The 20,316-nt window shown below is 61.6% G+C and carries 16 protein-coding genes; 6 read left to right on the forward strand and 10 right to left on the reverse strand.

Annotation, left to right across the window (positions count from 1 at the left end; genetic code table 11):
* Window positions 1-55 precede the first annotated feature (55 nt).
* The 6 genes from glgB to FZX13_RS01505 are packed head-to-tail and all read right to left on the reverse strand — an operon-like array spanning window position 56 to window position 5,895.
* Window positions 56-2,353, reverse strand: a complete 2,298-nt coding sequence (glgB, locus tag FZX13_RS01480) for a 1,4-alpha-glucan branching protein GlgB (protein ID WP_226406623.1) — start codon at window positions 2,351-2,353, stop codon at window positions 56-58.
* 60 nt (window positions 2,354-2,413) lie between these two features.
* A complete protein-coding gene (locus FZX13_RS01485; protein ID WP_226406625.1) occupies window positions 2,414-3,124 on the reverse strand; it encodes a DUF3887 domain-containing protein in 711 nt (236 codons plus the stop codon).
* A 10-nt stretch (window positions 3,125-3,134) separates the two neighbouring features.
* Window positions 3,135-4,739: a CocE/NonD family hydrolase gene (locus FZX13_RS01490; protein ID WP_226406627.1), complete on the reverse strand. Its 1,605-nt coding sequence runs from the start codon at window positions 4,737-4,739 to the stop codon at window positions 3,135-3,137.
* Entirely contained in the window at window positions 4,729-5,010 is a 282-nt protein-coding gene (locus tag FZX13_RS01495; protein WP_226406629.1) for a hypothetical protein, read from the reverse strand. Before FZX13_RS01495 ends, FZX13_RS01490 begins: the two co-directional genes overlap by 11 nt.
* A 46-nt stretch (window positions 5,011-5,056) precedes the next feature.
* Window positions 5,057-5,458: a DUF4332 domain-containing protein gene (locus FZX13_RS01500; protein ID WP_226398451.1), complete on the reverse strand. Its 402-nt coding sequence runs from the start codon at window positions 5,456-5,458 to the stop codon at window positions 5,057-5,059.
* On the reverse strand, window positions 5,458-5,895 hold the full coding sequence (locus FZX13_RS01505) for a Ycf51 family protein (RefSeq protein ID WP_166016685.1): 438 nt from the start codon (window positions 5,893-5,895) through the stop codon (window positions 5,458-5,460). Before FZX13_RS01505 ends, FZX13_RS01500 begins: the two co-directional genes overlap by 1 nt.
* 66 nt (window positions 5,896-5,961) lie before the next feature.
* On the opposite strand from FZX13_RS01505, the gene FZX13_RS01510 reads away from it, so the two are divergent.
* From FZX13_RS01510 to FZX13_RS01535, 6 genes are all read left to right on the forward strand, one after another.
* The gene (locus FZX13_RS01510; RefSeq protein ID WP_226406631.1) at window positions 5,962-10,404 is read left to right on the forward strand and encodes a translocation/assembly module TamB domain-containing protein; all 4,443 of its coding nucleotides are present in this window, start codon (window positions 5,962-5,964) and stop codon (window positions 10,402-10,404) included.
* A gap of 3 nt (window positions 10,405-10,407) precedes the next feature.
* Entirely contained in the window at window positions 10,408-11,316 is a 909-nt protein-coding gene (locus FZX13_RS01515) for an ROK family protein (RefSeq protein ID WP_226398453.1), read from the forward strand.
* Between the two features lie 8 nt (window positions 11,317-11,324).
* The gene (locus tag FZX13_RS01520; protein ID WP_226406633.1) at window positions 11,325-12,632 is read left to right on the forward strand and encodes a glutamate-5-semialdehyde dehydrogenase; all 1,308 of its coding nucleotides are present in this window, start codon (window positions 11,325-11,327) and stop codon (window positions 12,630-12,632) included.
* On the forward strand, window positions 12,632-13,003 hold the full coding sequence (locus FZX13_RS01525; protein WP_226406635.1) for a dihydroneopterin aldolase: 372 nt from the start codon (window positions 12,632-12,634) through the stop codon (window positions 13,001-13,003). Before FZX13_RS01520 ends, FZX13_RS01525 begins: the two co-directional genes overlap by 1 nt.
* Complete coding sequence (locus FZX13_RS01530) at window positions 13,000-13,587, forward strand: alpha/beta fold hydrolase (protein WP_226406637.1); 588 nt, start codon at window positions 13,000-13,002, stop codon at window positions 13,585-13,587. Before FZX13_RS01525 ends, FZX13_RS01530 begins: the two co-directional genes overlap by 4 nt.
* Window positions 13,588-13,727: 140 nt before the next feature.
* On the forward strand, window positions 13,728-14,582 hold the full coding sequence (locus FZX13_RS01535; RefSeq protein WP_226406638.1) for an NAD(P)H-binding protein: 855 nt from the start codon (window positions 13,728-13,730) through the stop codon (window positions 14,580-14,582).
* Between the two features lie 12 nt (window positions 14,583-14,594).
* On the opposite strand, the gene FZX13_RS01540 is transcribed toward FZX13_RS01535, so the two are convergent.
* Genes FZX13_RS01540 through FZX13_RS01555 form a run of 4 tightly spaced genes read right to left on the reverse strand, consistent with a single transcriptional unit; the run spans window position 14,595 to window position 20,291 of the window.
* Window positions 14,595-16,700 (reverse strand): M3 family metallopeptidase, encoded by a 2,106-nt coding sequence (locus tag FZX13_RS01540; protein WP_226406640.1) that lies wholly within the window; start codon window positions 16,698-16,700, stop codon window positions 14,595-14,597.
* 1 nt (window position 16,701) lies between these two features.
* Window positions 16,702-18,237, reverse strand: coding sequence for an NAD(P)H-quinone oxidoreductase subunit 4 (locus tag FZX13_RS01545; protein ID WP_226406651.1), 1,536 nt, complete (start codon window positions 18,235-18,237; stop codon window positions 16,702-16,704).
* Window positions 18,238-18,294: 57 nt separating this feature from the next.
* On the reverse strand, window positions 18,295-19,242 hold the full coding sequence (gene thrB, locus FZX13_RS01550) for a homoserine kinase (RefSeq protein WP_226398458.1): 948 nt from the start codon (window positions 19,240-19,242) through the stop codon (window positions 18,295-18,297).
* Between the two features lie 14 nt (window positions 19,243-19,256).
* Window positions 19,257-20,291, reverse strand: coding sequence for a glucokinase (locus FZX13_RS01555; protein ID WP_226406653.1), 1,035 nt, complete (start codon window positions 20,289-20,291; stop codon window positions 19,257-19,259).
* Window positions 20,292-20,316: the final 25 nt, after the last annotated feature.

Raw genomic sequence — 20,316 nt, forward strand, 5'->3', positions numbered from 1 at the left:
TTACCTGAATCAAAGGCTCCACTAGCGCTTCACCCCCTAATAGTCATCACCTTCGTCACAGGATGTTGTCGGGGTCGCTGCTGCTCAGGCTGCGTTTCGGGTCGTGCTTGAACACCACCAGGCTCAGCGGTGGCAGGCAGAGATCCAGGGAGTTCTCATAGCCATGGATGCCCCACTCTTCCGTCGGTTTGCCGCCCATGTTGCCGAGGTTGCTGCCGCCGTATTTGGCCGCATCGGAGTTGAAGATCTCCTCGTAGAAGCCCGCGAGCGGAACGCCCACGCGGTAGTTGGAGTGGCTTTGGGGAGTGAAGTTCGCCACCACTACGAGCCAGGTGCCGCTGCTGCTCTCCCGACGCATGAAGCTGATGACGGAATGGCGGTTGTCATTGCAGTCGATCCACTGGAAGCCGAACTGGTCGAAGTCGTCACGCCACAGGGCCGGTTCCGCCTTGTAGAGAACGTTGAGGTCATCCACCAGTCGCTGGATGCCTTTGTGAGGTTCGTAGTTGAGCAGATCCCACTCCAGATCCCCCCAAACGTTCCATTCGGCCCGCTGGCCGAATTCCATCCCCATAAAGATCGTCTTCTTGCCGGGGTGCGTCCACATGTAGGCCAGCAAAGCCCTTGTGTTGGCGTACTTCTGCCAGTCATCTCCTGGCATTTTGTGCAGGAGATGGCTTTTGCCGTGCACCACTTCATCGTGGCTCAGCGCCAACATGAAGTTCTCGGTGTAGGTGTACCAGATCGAGAAGGTGATGTTGTTCTGATGGAACTGGCGGAACCACGGGTCCAGCTCGAAGTAATCGAGCATGTCGTGCATCCAACCCATGTTCCATTTGAGGTTGAATCCGAGCCCTCCGATGTCCGTTGGCTGCGTCACCATCGGCCAGGTTGTTGATTCCTCCGCAATGGAGAGGGCTCCGGGGTAGTGCTGGAACAGCACGTGGTTGGCTTGCTGGAGGAAGCGGACCGCCTCGGTGTTTTCCCGCCCGCCGTTCTCATTCGGGAGCCATTCCCCATCGGGACGCAGGTAGTCGCGATACAGCATCGAGGCCACCGCATCCACACGAATGCCATCGATGTGGAATTGCTCGAACCAGAAGATCAGATTGGCAACAAGGAAATTGCGAACCTCATTGCGGCTGTAGTTGAAGATCAGGGTGCCCCATTCCTTGTGTTCCCCGATCCGTGGATCGCTGTGTTCGTAAAGGTGTGCACCATCGAAGAAAGCAAGGCCATGGGCATCCTTCGGGAAATGGCCGGGAACCCAATCGATGATCACCCCGATCCCTTCGGCGTGGCACCGATCCACGAAGGCCCGGAATTCATCAGGCGTTCCGTAGCGGCTGGTGGGGGCGTACCAACCCGTCACCTGATAGCCCCACGACCCATCGAAGGGGTGCTCGGTGATCGGCATCACCTCGATGTGGGTGAATCCCCTCTCCTTGACGTAGGGGATCAGGCGATCGGCGAGCTCGGCATAGGTGAGGAGGCGAGCACCGGGCTTCATGTCCGCCGCAGGGACCGGTTTGCGGGGGGTCCCGTCAGGTTGAATCCACGGCTCCTCCGCTGAGGCGTGGATCCAGCTGCCCAGGTGCATTTCATACACCGAGATGGGTTGATCCAGCGCGTTGCTGCTGTCCCGCTTCTGCATCCACTCCTGGTCGTCCCAGCTGTATCCGTTCAGGCGGGCCACCACGGAGCTGTTGTCCGGGCGAACTTCGTGCTGGAAACCGTAGGGATCAGCCTTTTGGTAGCAGTGGCCGTCCTGGGTGCGGATTTCGTATTTGTAGAGATGGCCTTCATTGAGGCCGGGAATGAACAATTCCCAGATGCCCCCGAGACGCTGTTGCATGGGGTGGTGGCGTCCGTCCCAGGAGTTCAGATCTCCGATGACTGAGACGCTCAGAGCGTTGGGAGCCCAAAGGCAGAACATCACACCCGTGATGCCTTCTCGCTCGGTGAGGTGGGCACCCATCTTTTGCCAGATGTGGTGATGGTTGCCCTCAGCAAACAGGTGGCGATCCATTTCGCCCATCCATTCACCTCGGAAGGCCCAGGGATCGTGCTGTTCGTGAACGATGCCGCCTCGTTCGACTCGGACCCGGTAGTCCAGGCCAGGGTCCTTGCCGATCTCTGCCTCAAACACCCAGGGGTGGTTCGGCGTGGTCATGGCGATTTGTTCGCCAGCCACCAGCAGGGTCACGCTTTGGGCCTCTGGCATCCACATCCGCACGGTCCAACCCTGATCTGAGGGCTGGGGACCGAGCACCGCGAACGGGTGGTCATGGCGACAATTCGCCAACCGTTCGCCGTCCTGCACCATCCAGTCGAGGACTGCGGCGACACCCATGGGAGACCTAAGAATTGGGCGCGATGTTAAGCCTGATTTACGAAACAAATCCGCTGATCTTCAGACGAAGTCCCTGGAAATGTCGACGTTGATGATCCGACCACGTTCGTCGAAGATCACAAACAAGTTGGATGTGGCCTTGCCGAAGGCAACAGCCACGAGGACGAGTTGCTGATCCCCCCCCTGGTGGGCGATTACAGCGTCCTTGACCTTGCGGTAACCACCAGCGACTCGGCTGAGCTTGGTCCACTTGCGTTCCAGGTCTCCAGGAGCCAGCTCTTCCTGAAGTTGCAAGGACATCTTGGACCTTGCGGCAATCCAACGGCCTGCCGCAAGGTCCCGGGTGAATTCCAGCGCTGTTGTTTCGATGGGTTGGATCTGATCGGTCCACTTCCAGGCGAGTAGCTTGCCGTCCTCGTCCAGCACCATCAGCATCCCTTCGTCACCGGATGCGGTGGTCACGACAGCGTCAATCGTGGTCGTGTTGTAGCCGGGAATCACGCTGACAATGCGGCTCGCTTCGATGGCTACGCGTTGGTCAAGGCGAGCCTGGACGGTTCTGACATCAACACTGGTCTGGACTGGAGCGGCTAGGGCGCCATGCATCACGTTCCCTTGGCGTTCCTTCAGAGCCTCCAGCAGGACTTCGGCGGCCGCTGTTGCCTGGGCTGGTGTGAGTTCAGTCCTGGTTAGCTCCTCCGCTGCTGCGGGACTGATCAACCCCATCGGGGCTGACAGAGCGATGGCCAGCAGGGCAGCAGAGAGCTTCAAAGCACAAACATCAGTCGAGCTTCAGTCTGCCGGAGGTAAAGGGGTTCAGCTGCAGGGTGGAGTCAGCAAGCTCGAGTGTCAGCGTCACCACACGATGCTCCTGGCTTGGTGCTCCGCAGGGCACGCCGTCGTGCCCAGGGTTGACGCCAATGGCAGGCCACGCTGCTGCTGCGATTGAGATCCGCAAGCGATCTCCCTGAGCCAGTGCGGCCTGAAGGGGTTGAAGGGTCACGTTGCGGATCGCTGATGTCAGCGCCTCTTCCCCTCGTACTCGCAGGACGCCCGTACTCAGTTGCACAACTGTGTTGGCGTCAGCAGGCAGGCGCGACAGGCTGATGCAGAGATCAAACCCTGGCTGGTCTGCTTGGGCGTTCAGCAGCAGCAACGGCTGACCCGACAGCAGCAGTTCAGCCCCCAAAGGTGCAGAGGTGAATGTTGCGACATCGCTGCGTTGATCAACCGCAAAGCGGTCCACGGGGCCAGGGGTTGTTCCGAGGTGTCCACCAATGGCTGGAACCGGTCGCCAGGGGTCATGAACAATGCTTACCCCGCCCTCTCCCTCTCCATCCATCACGAGCGCACCGTCGTGTGGATCGATGCAGGCCAGTCCCTGGCTTCGCAGTCCCCATGACATCTCTCCCACCGCGTCTGGTGCGGGGATGGAGTCCCAGTGATGGTCCGTGATGTTCCAGAGCTGGCTGGTTGGCGCTGGCTCCAGTGGTGGTCGATCCTGTAGATGCTCCTGGAAGAACTGCAGCAAGAGCTGCTGGGTTTCCGGCCACCACTGCAGGTGGGAGGCCGGTCCGATATGGAGTGATGGCTGACCTCCGGCGGCCTGGCTGCGACACCAGAGGTCGAGAAGGCCTACCAAATGCGGGTCCCACCATCCGCCGATTAACAGCATCGGGCGTTGGAGCCAGGTCACGGGGGGGTGATGAACCGTCCATTGCTGCTCCTGGGCCGGGTCGCTTTGCAACCATCTCCAAGCCATGCCGTCGGGGTCATGGCGTTCCAGCAGTGCAGGCCCATCCCGCAGGTAACGGTTGTCTTCCAGGCTTCTGCGGATCTCCAGCCAGGCCGTTGCATCACCGCGTCGCTGTGCCTGAAGAGCGGCGAGCTGGAGCCCCCAGCCGAGTCCAAGGTGCCACCAGTGGGCACCTCCTTCACAACTCCAGTGGCGACGTTCGTCCAGTCCGGTCATCGCCGGTGTTGTGCAATCCGGTGGCGGCGTGGATTCAGCTGCGGTGAGCTGGGTTAATCCCTGATACGAAAACCCGTAGGCCCCAAGGCGGCCATTGCACTCCGGCAGTTGGCGAACCCAGGCGTGGGTGGCGGTGGTGTCGGCCGCTTCCTGACCAAATCCCCCGAAGCTGCCCTCAGATTCCCCTTGACCTCGCACATCTTGAACGACGACTAGGAATCCATGGGAGGCCCACCACGTTGGATGGGCGTAGGTGACCGTTGAGGCGATGCGGCTTCCATAGGGTTGCCGCATCAGCAAGGCAGGCCAGGGTCCGCCATGGCTGGGGTGCCAAAGCCTCGACTGCAGCACGACGCCATCAGGAAGCGTCAGCGCCGCATGGCGGCAGTGAACTCCATTGGTCTCAGCGGACATTGGGGCAATGCATCCCCACGACGTAGGTCACCAGGATTTCCGCATCCTGAAAGTTCAGGTTCTGACTTGTGGCGACCTTGCGGGTGGCTTTCTTGGAGTAGGCCGATTGTCCGTTGTCGTTCATGTCCCGGAATGAACGACACATCGCCTTGGCTTTTTCAGGATTGCGTTTGACGCTGTTGAGCAAATCTGAATCAGCAGCACCCACAAGTGAGGGAGACCCGATCAGAGCCAAAGCAACCAGAGCTGTGCGCAGGGGGGACAACCTCATCAATTCTTCTTACGCAGGATTGGACAGCAAGTCAGGGTTCTTGGGGTCAGTTCGCAAGTTGTTTGGCGCGTCGGATCCAGTCGCCGGCCACCTTCAGATCCACGACGGCGGGCCTTTTTGTCCCGAGGCTGCGCTCCAGCCTGCCGGTCTGGCGTACGAGGCGCTCGGGGCTGCACGCCGCTAAAGCGGCCGGTGTGGCAATGCCGGCATGCATCAGCAGCGCGGCGTCCTGGGGGGGGAGATCCAACCCGCAGACCAAGTTCGCCATGCCCCGTAGCCGTTTGAGATTGCGGGCCGATGCCTGACCGCTGCGGGCCAGTTGGCTCAACTCCAGATCCGTGAGGTCACGGATGGCCGACCAGTGGTTGATGCCAGCCTGATCAAGCTCCTTTTTTTCCCTGCGAAACGACTGGGGAAGCTCCTGAATCGTGTCGTTGAAGTTCGGCATCAACGAAAGGTCTTGCTGACCTCGCCAAGGATGACGGGGCGGCCCTGGCCGTCGCCTTCTGTCTGGATTCCCCGTAACCGCACCAGCACAGTGCTGCTGCTGCGGCCGGAGCCACGCAGGTTCCCTTCCAGTTGCTCCAGGGTGGCCTGGACTGTTGAAGGAGCTAGGTCGGTCGGAACCTGTGCCACGACCAGGTCGTTGCCGTTGTCGAACACGATTGGCGCCCGTACAGCGCCCTCCACCACCACGGGTGGTGTGTAGCTCACGCCGAATGCCCAGCAGCTGACCGCCAGCAACAGCGTGAAGCTGCTGACGCCGACCAGGCGAAAACGGATGCCCCAACGGGCGAGGAAGGCAACACCTGTCAGCACTCCCAGCCCAAGACCGGACCAGCCCAGCCAGGGAGCGGCAGTAAGCAGCAGCTGATCGAAGGACATGGGGTCTGGTGGACTGAAAACAGTCTCCTTATATTGCGCGAGATTCCGGGATGTCCGTCGCGTCTGATGGGGAAAACGCGGCGCAGAGCCTTGCTAGCAGCGGGCAGTTTCGTTCTGATCGGTGCTGGAACAGCGGGTTTCATCGCCCTTGATCGTGTTGCGGAGCGCACCGTTGCCCGCTTCCGTCCCACCTTGGAAAGAGCTCTTTCGGCTCCTCTTGGTCATCCGCTGAAACTCGGTCCCTACAAGGGATTACGCCCTTGGGGAATGGCTATTGGCCCCAGCCAGATCCTGCCGTCAGAGGCGGATCGTTCTGAACTAAGCCTGGCGGGATTTGAGGTCAGCCTTGCGCCCCTGGCCAGTCTTCGGCGTTTGCAGCCGGTTCTGCAGATCACCCTGCACAAGCTGCGCGGCCAGTTAGAGGTCAATGAGGCAGGTCATTACTGGACGTTTGGACCTGCGAGCGGCGAAGGCGACCTGCCGCGGCTTGGGCTCCAGTACAAGTTGGCTGATCCCGCGTGGCTGCGTTTCGGCCCCCAGCGGCAGACCCTTGAACTCAGCAGCCAGGGCTCGGTTTTGCTGGGGGAGGCATTTTTCAGCACTGAATCTTCACTGCGCTGGGTCGACTCCGAAGGTTCGTTGCGCCTGGATGGTCAAGGGCACTGGGATCGGCCCAGCTTCAGGCTGCGCAGTCGGCTGGATCGGCTCAATCTGCAACCGTTCGGGACGGTCATGGCCCCCACGCAGGATCTGGATGCCTCAGGGCAACTGCAGGGCGATGTCCAGATCAGCTGGACCGGTGGCGCCTTGAACTGCCGGGGTGGAGTCAGGCTGAACCGTCTCAAACTTGCGTTAGTCCAGAGCCGTCGTCTCAGCATTGGTTGCAAGGGTGATCAACTGAAGTTGGAGCCCGCAACACTGCGTTTCGGGTCGTTTGAGGCTCTGGCCTCAGGCTCCGTGGCTTTGAACAAACGCTTTGATCTTCGTGCTGAAGTTCGCAGCTCAGATGTCAGCCCCGCGAGCAAGGATCGCTTGAAGCTCCGGATCCAGGGCCCCTGGGAGGAGCCCCGGTGGAGCGCCGATGGTCAGCTCCAGCTGCCGGAGACCATGGGCCTCAACACAGCTCTGACGTTGGATGGTCAGTGGCGCACCCCTTGGCTTCAACCTCAGCAACCGGCTGTTTTGGTGGACCGGCTCCGGCTCAGCGCCCCTGGACTGCGCTTCGGGCTTGCTGGAACGATTGGATCCAACCTGGATCTGCGCAGCACCGAGCTGCAGATTGATTCCCGCTTCTGGTCTGCCGTCCCGTCGCTTCAGGCTGGCTTGGGTCAAACCGCTCCGATCCTTGGAGCCGTTGACTTCAGTGGTGCTTTGGCCTCACCGGATCTGACCCTGAAGCTTGGCCAGGCGATTAATCCTCTTCTGGAGCGCTGGTCGTTCCAGACCCGATGGTCCACGGCTGATTCGGCTCTAGTACTGGATCGCTTCACCAGCCCGATGCTGCGGGCGCAAGCGCGCCTGCCTCTGCAACTGGAGCAGGGGCGGCTTCAAGCCGGTGAACTGCAGAGCGGCTTTGAACTCAAACCTCTGGAAATGAGCCGCTTCAGCCCCTTGGTCGGCACTCCTTTGAACGGCCGGGTGGCGGCGCGGGGGCGGCTGAACGGTGCACTGTCAGCCCTTCAGACAGATATCAGGCTGATGCTGGACCAACCCCGGTTCGGGGCCTTGCAGGTTCCCGAGCGTTGGCAAGGGCGCCTCAGTGGTGTGCTCGGCCGTGGCGCTCGTCTTGAGATGGCGGCCCAGCAGCCCTCAGTGCCCGGCTTGCTCGTGGCCGAGCTCGCCGCAGATGGTTGGCCTCAGGCCGTGCGTCTGGACCGTGGCGAGGGGCAGTTGCGCCTGGATGGTGTGGCGCCCAGAGGTGGGCAACGCCGCTACCGATGGAGTGCAGCGGACCTCAACATCGATGGTCTTCGATTCATCGTTACGCCGGTCAACCAGCCCAAAGCGGTGGCTGGCCAGCTGACGGGTGAGGGGAGCCTGGCCATGGCCCCGTTCGCGGTCAGTGGTTCTGCTGCGATCGCAGAACCCTCCTTGGCAGGAATCGCTATGGAGAGCCTCAATGTGGAGGGATCCCTGACGGATGGACGTTTTCAGGCAGATGCAACGCTTATCCCCCTGGTTGGCAGCATTCGGCTGAAGGGCCGTGGAGATCTAGGTGGGCGGATGCATAGCCAGATCGAGGCGGAAGGTCTTGATGTCACCTGGCTGACGCTCATTTCCCGTCAATTAAGAGGGAACGACACCCATCCCGGTCTGGCCTCTGGGCGTGCCGAGGATCTCGGAACTCTGTTCATCAATACTTTCGGCGGTTCCCTCGATGGGCAGTTACAAGCGTTGGCGCAATCGCGACGTGCTCTCGAGGCTTATGCCCTGGCCCATCCCAGCAAAGGACCAGAGCTGGAGCGCTTGGAAGGACGGGTCAATGTTTCGGGAACGATCCAGGGTCCTGATCCAAAGCATCTGAAGGCCGATCTCATCGCCAAGGCCCATCTGTGGATTGAAGGGGACGACCAGGCCAAGGCTCTCCAGCTCGAACCCATGGTCGCCACATTGCGTGGCCCGCTGTTCGGTGGATCTGGTGACCTCTCGCTGCTGCAGGTTCCGTTATCGCTGCTGGCGTTGCTGGCACCTGTTCCGCCGCAGCTGCGCGGCAGCGTTGGCATCCGCGGCCGTTACGACCTCAGCGGAGATGCGCCCCTGCTGGTCTCCGATTTGGTGCTGGAGTCCGCAAGTCTGGCGGGCCAACCCCTGCAGTTGGAGCAGCGATCGGTCGTCGTCGACCGTGATTTGATCCGCCTGGATCTCGCCCTGAGGGGGGGGGACAGTAAGGAACCCATCATCGTTTCGGGGGTCGTTCCCTTCGACCCCGATGCCGATCTGAACCTGAAGATCGAAAGCCATGGGGATGCCCTTGGCGTTTTGACGCTTCTGGCGGGCGATTCGCTGACGGTCAAGCAGGGGGGCACGGATCTGCGACTTCTGTTGCGCGGGCCCCTGAAGCAACCCCAAGCCAATGGCTTTCTTGTCGTCACCAACGGTGACCTCAGCATCGGTGAACAGGCGCTGAGCCGGATCAACGCCTCGGTTCTCTTCGATTTCGATCGGGTGTTGGTGCAACGCCTTGAGGCCGAGGTGGGCCGCGGCGGCAAGTTGAGTGGATCAGGAACGCTCGGCCTGTTTGCTCCCCGGAGCGATGCTCCACCCCTCACCTTGCAACTCAGCCAAGGTCAGATTCGTCAGCCGATCGTGCAGTTCCAGGCCGATGGTGAACTGCAGGTCTCCGGTGCTTTGTTGCAACCCATCATCTCTGGAGATCTGACCCTGTCTCGAGGCACGCTTCGGCCGCAGTCCGGATTCTTCGGACGGCTGCGGCGGCGCGGACTTCAAACCCTCGTTCCCACCGGTGTTGAGGGCCCCTCAAAGGAGGTACAGCCCGGTTCCGAATCGGTGATGCAACTCCTGGCGGAGAAGTGGGACTTCCAGGAACCTCTGGTCCTAATGGGCCCCAACCGATCCATCCAAGGTCCGGATCAGCTGCAACGGTTCATGCCGAAACTGTCGGCTATCCGCTTTGAAAATCTTCGACTGGCCCTGGGCCCTGATATCGAGGTGCTGATGCCCCCTTGGATCAGCTTCAAAGGGGGAGGCGCCGTCACGTTGAACGGCCCCTTGGATCCCTCCTTGGAGGCGCGAGGCTTGATCCGGCTCAAGTCCGGCAGGATCTGGATTCCTCCCCTTGCTCCACTGCGTTTGGATCCGCAGGCGGCGAATGCAGCGGTGTTTACTCCCTCGCTGGGTCTGGTGCCCTATGTGGATATCGCCATGCAAGCCAGGGTCTCCGACACCGTCAGCGCGGGCAGCAGCGATCAGATCACCAGTGCCAACCTATTTGCTTCCAATGGCACGGGCAGCGCTTATGCCGAGGGTGGTCAGCTCCGCTTGGTGAAGGTCATGGTCCAGGCCACCGGGCCGGCCAACCGTCTGGTTGACAAAGAAAATCTTGTTCTACGCAGCACACCACCTATGAGCGAGCAGCAGCTGTTGGGTCTGATCGGTGGTAATTCCCTGGCCTCTTTGGGCGGAAACGGTGGTGCTGCTTTGGCCACGATGCTGAGTCAGTCGCTGCTCTCACCGGTGCTGGGCACCTTGACCGATGCCATGGGGCAACGGCTCCAGGTGGCGATTTTTCCGACCTACGTCAACCCCGATGTGAAATCAGAGAAGGAGCGCACCTCCGGCCAGATTTCGCCAACACTCACAGTGGTGACGGAGTTTGGTGTGGCGTTGACCGACAAGTTCGACCTCTCCGTTCTGGCTGCACCGAACACGACCGATGTTCCTCCCCAGGCAACCCTCTCCTATCGGCTGACGCCGAACACCACCGTGTCTGGGGCTGTGGATGCCAACGGCACCTGGCAGAGCCAGTTGCAGGTGTTCTTCCGGTTCTGAGTCATGCCTGTTGCGCAGGTGATCGGTGTGGATCTCGGGGGCACGGCGATCAAGCTGGCTCGGATCTCTTCCGATGGCACGGTGCTAGCGGAGGCGCAATGGCCCACACCGCAGCCCGCCGTTCCTGGCGCCGTGACCATGGCCCTTTGTGAGGCCATCGCAAAGATCGACCCGGAGCACCAGGCCGAGGCGGTTGGCATCGGGCTTCCTGGTCCGATGGATGCGGCTGCCCGGGTGGCGCGGGTTTGCATCAACTTGCCCGGCTGGGAGGACGTGCCGCTGGCGGACTGGTTGGAGTCACGGCTCAATCGCCGGGTCACCCTCGCCAATGACGGCAACTGTGCCGTGGTGGGTGAGGCCTGGCTCGGTGCTGCCCAGGGTGTGGAGGATGTGGTTCTGCTCACCCTCGGCACCGGTGTGGGAGGGGGAGTGCTCCTGCAGGGGGAGTTGTTCACGGGCCACAACGGTGCGGCGGCGGAACCGGGGCTGATCGGGTTGCAGCCCGATGGTCCGGCCTGCAACAGCGGCAACCGTGGCTCCCTGGAGCAGTTCGCGAGCATCACGGGCCTGCGGCGGCTCTGCGATCGCGATCCTCGCCAGCTCAGTGCAGAGGCCGATGCCGGTGATCCGGCTGCCGTTGAGGTCTGGAACCGTTACGGCGAGTGTCTGGGCTGTGGCGTTGCCTCTTTGGTTTACGTGTTTACCCCTCAGTTGGTGTTGCTGGGTGGTGGGCTGGCGGGTGCAGCGCATCACTTTCTCCCGTCAGTACGCCGCGAGGTGGAGTCGCGGGTTCAGGCCGTGTCGCGGGAGGGGTTGCGCATCGAAGCCGCCTGCCTTGGTAATGGCGCCGGACGCCTTGGGGCTGCGCGGCTCGCCCTGCAGCGGCTGAACGGGATGATGGCTCCAGATTGATTGCGTTGATGTCCAGCGTTCCAGAGCCTTCCGCCGCGCTGTTGCAGCGTGCAGCGGCTGTCCGTCGTGCTGCTGTTGATCTGGGGCAGACTGATGACGGCCAACGGGCGCTGGCGCTCCAGGCGATGGCGGATGCTCTGACCGAGCGCGCCGAGAGCATCCTTGCTGCCAATCGTCAGGATCTTGAACGTTCAGCAACCGAGGGTCTGGCACCGGCCCTGATGGCCAGGCTGAAGCTGGATGAAACCAAGTTGGCTGCAGCGATTGATGGCGTCCGCAAGGTGGCCAGCCTGAGCGATCCACTGGGCTGTCGCCAGTTGCATAGGGAGCTGGATCATGGATTAGTCCTGGAACGGGTCTCCGTCCCGCTTGGGGTGGTGGGTGTGATCTTTGAAGCCAGGCCTGATGCGGTCATGCAGATCGCGTCCCTGGCGATTCGTTCGGGGAATGGTGCCCTGCTGAAGGGGGGCAGTGAGGCGCGCTGCACCAACGAGGCCGTGATGGAAGCCTTGCAGGCAGGTCTGGCGGCAAGTCCGGTGTCTGCCGATGCCCTCGCGCTGCTCACCACACGTCAGGAGAGCCTGGCGTTGTTGCGTCTGGATGGCCTCGTGGATCTGATCATCCCCAGGGGCAGCAACGAACTGGTTCGCTTCATCCAGGACAACACCCGCATCCCGGTGCTCGGCCATGCAGATGGGGTCTGCCATCTCTTTGTGGATGCTGCGGCCAACGTCGAAAAAGCCGTTCGGGTGGCGGTGGACAGCAAGAGCCAGTACCCCGCAGCCTGCAATGCCATCGAAACGTTGCTGGTGCACCGGGCCATTGCCAAGCCTTTTCTGGCTGCAGCACTGCCGGCATTCGCGGCTGCCGGGGTTCAGCTGCGGGGCGATGCGGAGAGCATGGCCCTTGGTGTCGCTGAAGCGGCCACGGAGGAGGACTGGAGCACCGAGTATCTGGATTTGATCCTGGCAGTGAAGCTGGTGGATGATCTGGAGGCAGCCACCGACCACATCCGCTCTTACGGGTCGCGTCACACCGAAGTGATCCTTACCGAGGATTCCAAGGCTGCTGATCGCTTCCTTGCGGCGGTGGACAGCGCCGGGGTTTATCACAACTGCTCGAGCCGGTTTGCCGATGGTTTCCGCTACGGATTCGGCGCTGAGGTGGGAATTAGCACCCAGACCCTGCCGCCCCGGGGACCGGTCGGTCTGGAGGGGCTGGTGACGTACCGCTACCGGTTGCGCGGCGAGGGCCACATCGCTGCGGACTACGCCAACGGCAGCCGTGCCTTCACCCACATCGACCGGCCCCTCTGATGGATTGCATCGGGGTGCGGGAGCTCCGCTTGTGGGCCCATGTCGGGGTGTTGGAGCACGAACGCCGGGATGGCCAGTGGTTCAGCCTTGATTTCAGTGTTCAGCTTGATCTGACTGCCGCCGCAGGAGCCGACGACCTGAACCGGAGCCTTGACTACAGCGTGGCGATTCAGGCCCTGCAAGCTCTGTCCCAGCAGGTTCGTTGCCTCACGATCGAGCACTTCAGCGAGCAGGTTCTGGATCGTCTGGAAACGCTGTACGGGCCCATCCCGGTCTGGCTGCGACTGACCAAATGTGCTGCACCGGTTCCAGGGTTCAACGGTCGGGTGTTCGTGGAACGTTCGCGTCACGGTGGGACGTCGGCGCTGTGACCACTCCCCTCGTGCTGGTGCATGGTCTCTGGGACACGCCCCGCCTCTTTCACCGCCTGATTCAGGAGCTTGACCAGCCGGTTCGCCCGTTGCTTGCGCCGCACCTTCCCCATGGTCTGGGGTGGGTCCCCTTACGACAGTTGGCGTCTCGCTTGGATCAGCACATTCAGGAGCGCTTCGGTTCAGACACCGAAGTTGATCTTCTGGGGTTCTCGATGGGGGGAGTGATCGGGAGGATCTGGTTGCAGGAGCTGGGGGGGGTGCAGCGCACCAGGCGCTTCTTCAGCGTGGGCAGTCCACAGCAGGGCACCCTTGCCGCCCAGCTGATGCCCCGCCCGCTACTGGCCGGCGCTGCAGACATGAAAGTGGGCAGTCGCCTGTTACGGCAACTGAATGGACAGCCCAAGGCCCTGGCTGGTATCGAGTGCTGCAGCTTCTTTTGCCGCTGGGATCTGATGGTGTGTCCAGGCTGGAGGGCCGTTCTGCCGATGGGTCGTCGCGAGGGCCTCCCCGTTTGGACCCATCAGCAGTTGATTAGCCATCCCGCCGCCCTTCGACGGCTTTGCAGCAAGTTGCGCGAGTGAGTTCAGGCCGCGGAAGAAGCGGACATCGCTGTGCTGTCGCGGTGCTTCCCCGACCAAGTGGGCGAGGAGCAGAGGACACTCGCGCAGCTGCTGGCTAAGTCTGGAGAGCACCTCTGAGGGCTGGGTCGATGATTCTGGTGATGTCTGCCACGGGCATGTTTGGCCGCCAGGTGGTGCAAGTCCTGGCGCAGCAGGGGGTGCCGGTGCGTGCCACCGGACGCTCACTGGCTCGCCTTGAGCCGCTGCGGGCGCCCGGGGTGGAGCTTATGGCTGCTGATATGGATGATCCGGCGTCCCTTCAGCCATTGATGCAGGGGGTTGATCGGGTTCTGGTGAATGCCCCCATGGATGCGTGCAAGCAGCAGCGCGAGTGCCATGTGATTGAGGCGATGGTGCGCGCTGGTGCCCAGGCCCAGGTGGTGCTGCTCACCGGTGGGGTGGAGCACAACGACGCCCTAGGTGATGCCGGCCGGGCTGTGGAGCAGGCCATGAGCGACTCCCAGCTGCCCTGGACGACCGTGGGGCCGCAAACGGTGATGGAATCGAATTTCTACCCCTTCCGCGATTTGATCGTGGGCAACAGCCTGTTGCTCTCCTGTGTTGGTGAGGCCCAGGTGGGATTTGTGGCGCTGGAGGATGTAAGTGCCGCCCTTGCGGCGGTGCTCACCGCTTCGGTGGAGCAGCACCACGGCCGCGACTATGTCATCACTGGCCCGCAGGCGGTGAGTTTCACGGCCGTGGCCGAAGCGGCCTCAGCGGCGTTGGGCCGGCCGATCAGCTACCAGGACATGCCGCGCGGCGCCTTTGTGGACATGATGCTCAACGAAGCTGGTTATGACCCGGCCACGCTGGACATTGAGGTGATGTGCCACCTCGATGCCTTCCGCGCCGGCCAGGCCAGCCGCATTACCACTGATTTTCGCCAACTCACCGGGCGAAACCCCACCAGCGTGGCCCAGTGGTGGCAAGCCAATGCTGCTTATTTCCTGGGTTGAAGCTGACTCAGCTCAGGCCGCGGCAACCAGGCCGGAATGGCGAATCAGCGCCTCGGTGCTTGCAGGGCGGCCGCGGAATGCTTCGAAGACTTCCGAAGGGGAGCGGCTACCACCCAGGCTGAGCACGGTGTCGCGGAAGCGAGCTCCGGTTTCACGAACCCGATGCTCATGATCCAGACCCACCTCCTCAAATGCTGAGAAGGCATCCGCACTCAGCACTTCAGCCCATTTGTAGGAGTAGTACCCGGCTGAATAACCGCCCGCAAAGATATGGCCGAAGGAACAGAGGAATTGATCCTCCGGGATCGGAGCCATCACTGTGGTGGTCGCGGCGATCTCACGGCGCAGCGCGTCGGGCGTAATGCCGAGCTCCGGAGTCCACTTGCTGTGGAGGCGAAGGTCACTGAGGGCGAAGTGAACTTGCCGCAGGGTGGCCAGTCCCGCATTGAAGGTGCGACTGCTGCGTAGCTTGTTGAATTCAGCCTCAGGCAGAGGTTCACCGGTCTTCCAGTGGCGCGCCATGCCCATCAATGTGGCGTGATCGAGGCACCAGTTCTCCATGAACTGGCTGGGGAGTTCAACGGCATCCCATTCCACGTTGCTGATGCCGGCGGCTTCCGGTTCTTCAACGGTGGTGAGCATGTGCTGGAGCCCATGGCCGAATTCATGGAAGAGGGTCTCCACCTCCTCGAAGCTCATCAGGCTGGGGGTGTCTCCGACAGGTGGAGTCTGGTTGCAGATCAGATAGGCCACCGGCAGCACCACCGATCCATCCGGTTGCTTCTTCAGGCCGAGGCATTCATCCATCCAGGCCCCACCGCGTTTGCTCGCCGGCCGGCTGTAGGGGTCCAGGTAGAAGCCAGCGATCGGTATGCCATCCGAGCGTTTCACCCGGAAGAAGCGAACATCGTCGTTCCAGATCGGTGCCTCGCCATCGGCGGCGACAATCTCCACGTCAAACAGCCGTGAGCAGAGGCTGAACAGACCGTCTAGAACCTTCGGCAGTGGGAACCAGGGGCGCAGAGCTTCTTGATCTAAGTCGAAACGGGATTGGCGCAGTCGCTCTGACCAGTACGCGACATCCCAGGGGGCCAAGTCATCGGCTTCCGGGGCTTGGTGTTCCAGGGCGATGGCTTGGAGATCCCGCAGTTCCTGCTCAGCTGCTGGATAGGCCGCAGCGCGGAGTTCTTCCAGGAGTGCTTCGACCGCCGGCACGTCATCGGCCATTTTGGCGCTGAGGCTGAGATCAGCCCAGTGGGCATACCCCAGGCGAGCGGCTTGTTCTCTCCTTAGGGTCAGGATTTCTTCAATCAACGCACAGTTATCGAGTTCTCCCTCGCTTGCTCGACCCACGTGAGCGCGATAGGCCTGTTCTCGCAGGGCACGGTTTTTGGCATGGGTCAGGAACGGCAGGTAGCGGGGCATGTCCAGCCCGAGCAGCCAGGGGCCTGATTCAGCGGAAGCCTCAGCGTCCCCTGCTTCACGCGCTGCTGCGGCCAGTGCTTCCAAAGCCCTTTGCGGCAGGCCGTCCACCTCGTTGGGTTGGGTGAGCTTCAGGGCCCACTGCTGCGTGGCATCGAGGACGTGATTTCCGAACTGGGTGGAGAGTGCGGCCAGACGCTCACTGGTGCGGTTGAAAGCTGCTTTCTCATCGCCACTGAGGCCAACCCCGCGCTGCTGCATCGACAGCAACTCTGATTTCAGAATCCTCTGTTGGGTTGCGTTTAGCGGATCGGCAGGACTGCTTTGCAGTGATTCCAGGGCCCGATGAAGAATCTGGCTTTGCCCCAGGCGGTTGCTGAGACGCACAACATCGGGCTGCTGGGTGGCATGGGCATCGCGTAGCTCGGGAGAATTGCAGACGCCATTGAGGTGAGACACCACACCCCAGCTCCACCGCAGCCGTTCGCCGATGGCCTGAAGCGGCTGCATGACCGCGTCCCAGGAGAGTCGGGACGGGCCCGCTAAGGCTGATTCCAGAGATTTCTCAAGCTCACTGAAGGCTCGATCGAGCTGTTCGAGGAGAACAGGAATGTCTTGGCTGACCAGATCTGGCGAAATGGCCTGAAACTCGGGCAGCCCTTTGCCGCGAAGGAGGGGGGAAATAGAGGTTGTCATTTCAGCTGGCGATGAACTGCAGGGCGAGGGCATTGGTGGAGGCCTCGTAGAGATCCATTGCGACGCGAGGCCAGATTCCGATCACCAGGGTTGGTACCAGCAGGCTGAGGCCAATGATCAATTCCCTAGGCCTCATGTCATTCACGCTGGCAAGTGCAGGAATCCTTGGGCCAAAGAACACTCTCCTGCACATGGAGAGCAGATAGATCGGTGTGAGTACAAGACCGATGGCGGCCAGAAGCACGGTGATCGATCGGAACAGTGAGGTGAAGGCTTCCTGGCTGGTGATGCCAAGGAACACGGTGATTTCACTGATAAAGCCGCTCATACCTGGCAGCGCCAGCGATGCCAGGGAGCTGGCCAGGAAGAAGGCGAAGGTGATGGGCAACGCTTTCGCCAACCCCCCCATGTTTGGAATTGAGAGAGTTTTTGTTCGCTCGTAAAACACCCCTGTCACGAAGAACATCGCGGCGGCGATCAGGCCGTGGCTGACCATTTGCAGCATCGCGCCGCTGATCCCCAGTGCATCCACGGCACCGATCCCCACAAGAACAAATCCCATGTGACTGACTGAGCTGCAAGCGATCCTGCGCTTCACGTTGTCTTGGGCAAAGGCGTTGAGGGCGCCGTAGACGATGTTCACGATCCCGAGGATCACCAGTGCAGGAGCGAGGGTGTAGTGCGCATCCGGCAGCATCTGCACGTTGAAGCGGAGCAGCGCGTATCCGCCCATTTTCAAGAGCACACCTGCCAGAAGCATCGAAACCGGCGCATTCGCCTCACCGTGGGCATCCGGGAGCCACGTGTGCAGAGGGAACATCGGCAGTTTGACGCCGAAGCCGATCAGGAAGCCCAGGTAACACAACAGGCCAAAGCTGCCGCCGGGGGAGCGAGCGGCCAGTTCAGTGAGGTTGAACGTAAAGGAATCGCCCGAAAAGGCCAGCGCTAAACCACTGATCAGGATCAGCAATGAGGCCAGCGCTGTGTAGAGGATGAATTTGGTCGCGGCGTATTGGCGGTTCTGTCCGCCCCAAATAGCGATCAACAGGTAAACGGGAACCAGCTCCAATTCCCAGGCGAGGAAGAAGAGCAGGAAGTCTTGGGAGAGAAAGACCAGGCCCTGGGCAGAGGCCTGAACCAGCATCAGGGCGAAGTACAGCCTTGGTTTGCGCTCAACCGACCAGCTGGCGGCTACTGAGAGCAAGGTCACCAGGCCGCTGAGAACGACCAAAGGCGCGGAAAGACCATCCACACCAAGGGACCACTCCAGGCCGAGGGCCGGGAGCCAGCTCACACGCTCCACCAACTGGAGGCCTTCAGCGCTGGGGTCGAAGCGGGTGGCAAACACCCCCATCATCAGCAGCAGATCGACCAGAAGGACGATGAGCGTAATGATCCTGGGCGCCGGGGATGGCTTGTCCTCGCTGGCTGGTACCAGTGGCAGCACCAGGGCTGCTGCCGCCGGCAGCAACACAATCAGGGATAACCAGGGGAATGGACTGCTCGAGACAGCAAGCTCTGCTAACCCAGCGTCCATTCCCTGTCTGCAATCTTTAACAAAGCTAACAGGGCTGAACCCTCCATTTAGGTGGATCTACTCATCTTCCGCAGGTTGCCAGTGGCTGCCTGAGGTCTGCAGATTCAGCACCGGTGCACGGCTGGCGACTCCCGCCGCTTCCCACGCTTTGACCATGGCGCGGCTGACGCCTGGGCCTTTGTCTTCCGAGCAGAGCGCCAGGACGCTCGGCCCTGCACCGCTGATCGCGCAACCCCAGGCTCCAGCGTCCATTGCCGCCTGTTTGACCTGGTCACCGCCTTTGATCAGCCGCCAGCGGTAAGGCTCGTGCAGTCGATCATGCATGCCGTCGGAGATCAGGTCACCATTGCCGGTGCGGAGCCCTTGAAGCAGCAGGGTCAGGGCGCCCAAGTTCACCACCGCATCGCCAACGGGGATGGCCTTGGGCATGGCGCGGCGGGCTTCGCTGGTGCTGAGGCGAATCGATGGAATCGCAATAACGGCCTTCACACTCGGCGTCCATTCGCAACGAACCACACGCCAGCGCTGGGATGCAGCCTTGGCGGTCATGCAGAGCCCCCCCAGAAGAGAAGGCACAACGTTGTCGGGGTGCCCTTCAATATCAATGGCCAGTTCCAGCAGCTTCTCCTTGGAGAGGGGTTCACCAACGAGGGCATTGGCCCCCATTAATCCGGCCACAATCGCCGTGGCACTGCTGCCCAGTCCCCGTGCAGGTGGCACCGCAAGCCGAACCCGTGCTTCCAGCGCAACGGGTTCGAGCCCAGCCGCCTTCCATACCCGTTGCGCCGCTCTGTAAACGAGATTCTCTGGCCCACCGCGGAGGTGGCTGCCCTCCGAACCTTCAATAATCAGCTCAAACCGTTCACCACCGCCTTCGATCCGACGCATCGCGAAACGGTTGTTCAGATCGAGGGCAGCACCGAGGCAGTCAAAGCCTGGTCCGAGATTGGCGGTAGTTGCCGGGACGTCAACGACCACTTTCTGACCGATGCGCGGCTGCGACATCGCTGATCCTCTGCTCAGGCCAGTGTCCCACCTGACTCCGCCAGCATCTGTGCGCGGCAGGCGGCACTGAACAGTCCGGCATCGGGATCGATCACGGCTGTGACCTGCAGCCCTTCAATCAGCTCGCGGAAGCGTCCCTTATCGCGCATCGCGTTGAGAAAGCTTTCGGATCGCAGTCCTTTTAATTGTTTTGATGCGGTGCCACCACCGACCCAGAGGCCTCCTGTGCAGAGTTCTTGCAGGGCAAGGTCGCCTGCCGCTGATCCATAGGCCTCGAGCCATAACTGCAAAGCGCGCTGCATCAAAGGGTCTCCCTCTTCAGCCGCGAGGCTCACCTGAGCCGGAAGATCGTTGGGGCTGTTGCGTCGCCAGGCTTCGGCAACGCTGCGCAGGGGGTGCATTCCGGCATCGGGTTTTTGAAGCAGCCAGTGGGCCACATGCCCCAGGCCGGTGCCACTCACGATGCGCTCGATCGACAGCCTGCTGACGCCGAGATCCTGTTTGAGCCAACAGGCCAGGTTCCATTCCGCTTCATTGCGCGGGGCGAACTCGCGGTGCCCTCCCTCGCTTGCCAAGGCAACCAAGCCCTGTTCGGTCCGCAGTCCCCGTGCCATGCCAAGACCGGTGCCGGCACCAAGAATCGCCAGGGGGCCATGATCCTGTTCACCGTTTTGAAGGATCACTTGCTGGCTGTCATCGAAGTGGGGCAGCCCGTAAATCAGCACGCCGAAGTCGTTGACTAGCTCGAGACGTTCCAATCCCGCTGCATGAGCCAGGTCGGCCTCCCGGAGCCGCCAGGGCAGATTGGTAATCCGAGCCTCCCTGTGACGTACCGGACCGGCGACGGCGATGCAGGCATGAGCAGGAGCTGCAAGATCGGCTGGACGATCGTTGAGGAAGCTGCCGAGCATCGGCTCGAGAGAAGACCATTCCCCGGAGCGGAAGCGCTGCTGATGCAGCAGGCGAAGCTGACTCCCGTCACTCTCGTAAAGAGCAAGCAGGGTCTTGGTGCCTCCCATGTCCCCTGCAAGGAGTGTGGGGGTGGCCATACAAACCCGCGGTATCTCCTACCAG

It is taken from the genome of Synechococcus sp. MU1625, assembly GCF_020514205.1.
In the GTDB taxonomy this organism is placed as follows: Bacteria; Cyanobacteriota; Cyanobacteriia; order PCC-6307; family Cyanobiaceae; genus Parasynechococcus.

Coding starts and splice junctions, on each gene's coding strand:
- glgB (WP_226406623.1), bottom strand. CDS start 2,353: ATGGGTGTCGCCGCAGTCCTCGACTGGATGGTGCAGGACGGCGAACGG.
- FZX13_RS01490 (WP_226406627.1), bottom strand. CDS start 4,739: ATGTCCGCTGAGACCAATGGAGTTCACTGCCGCCATGCGGCGCTGACG.
- FZX13_RS01495 (WP_226406629.1), bottom strand. CDS start 5,010: ATGAGGTTGTCCCCCCTGCGCACAGCTCTGGTTGCTTTGGCTCTGATC.
- FZX13_RS01500 (WP_226398451.1), bottom strand. CDS start 5,458: ATGCCGAACTTCAACGACACGATTCAGGAGCTTCCCCAGTCGTTTCGC.
- FZX13_RS01505 (WP_166016685.1), bottom strand. CDS start 5,895: ATGTCCTTCGATCAGCTGCTGCTTACTGCCGCTCCCTGGCTGGGCTGG.
- FZX13_RS01510 (WP_226406631.1), top strand. CDS start 5,962: ATGGGGAAAACGCGGCGCAGAGCCTTGCTAGCAGCGGGCAGTTTCGTT.
- FZX13_RS01515 (WP_226398453.1), top strand. CDS start 10,408: ATGCCTGTTGCGCAGGTGATCGGTGTGGATCTCGGGGGCACGGCGATC.
- FZX13_RS01520 (WP_226406633.1), top strand. CDS start 11,325: ATGTCCAGCGTTCCAGAGCCTTCCGCCGCGCTGTTGCAGCGTGCAGCG.
- FZX13_RS01525 (WP_226406635.1), top strand. CDS start 12,632: ATGGATTGCATCGGGGTGCGGGAGCTCCGCTTGTGGGCCCATGTCGGG.
- FZX13_RS01535 (WP_226406638.1), top strand. CDS start 13,728: ATGTCTGCCACGGGCATGTTTGGCCGCCAGGTGGTGCAAGTCCTGGCG.
- FZX13_RS01540 (WP_226406640.1), bottom strand. CDS start 16,700: ATGACAACCTCTATTTCCCCCCTCCTTCGCGGCAAAGGGCTGCCCGAG.
- FZX13_RS01545 (WP_226406651.1), bottom strand. CDS start 18,237: ATGGACGCTGGGTTAGCAGAGCTTGCTGTCTCGAGCAGTCCATTCCCC.
- thrB (WP_226398458.1), bottom strand. CDS start 19,242: ATGTCGCAGCCGCGCATCGGTCAGAAAGTGGTCGTTGACGTCCCGGCA.
- FZX13_RS01555 (WP_226406653.1), bottom strand. CDS start 20,291: ATGGCCACCCCCACACTCCTTGCAGGGGACATGGGAGGCACCAAGACC.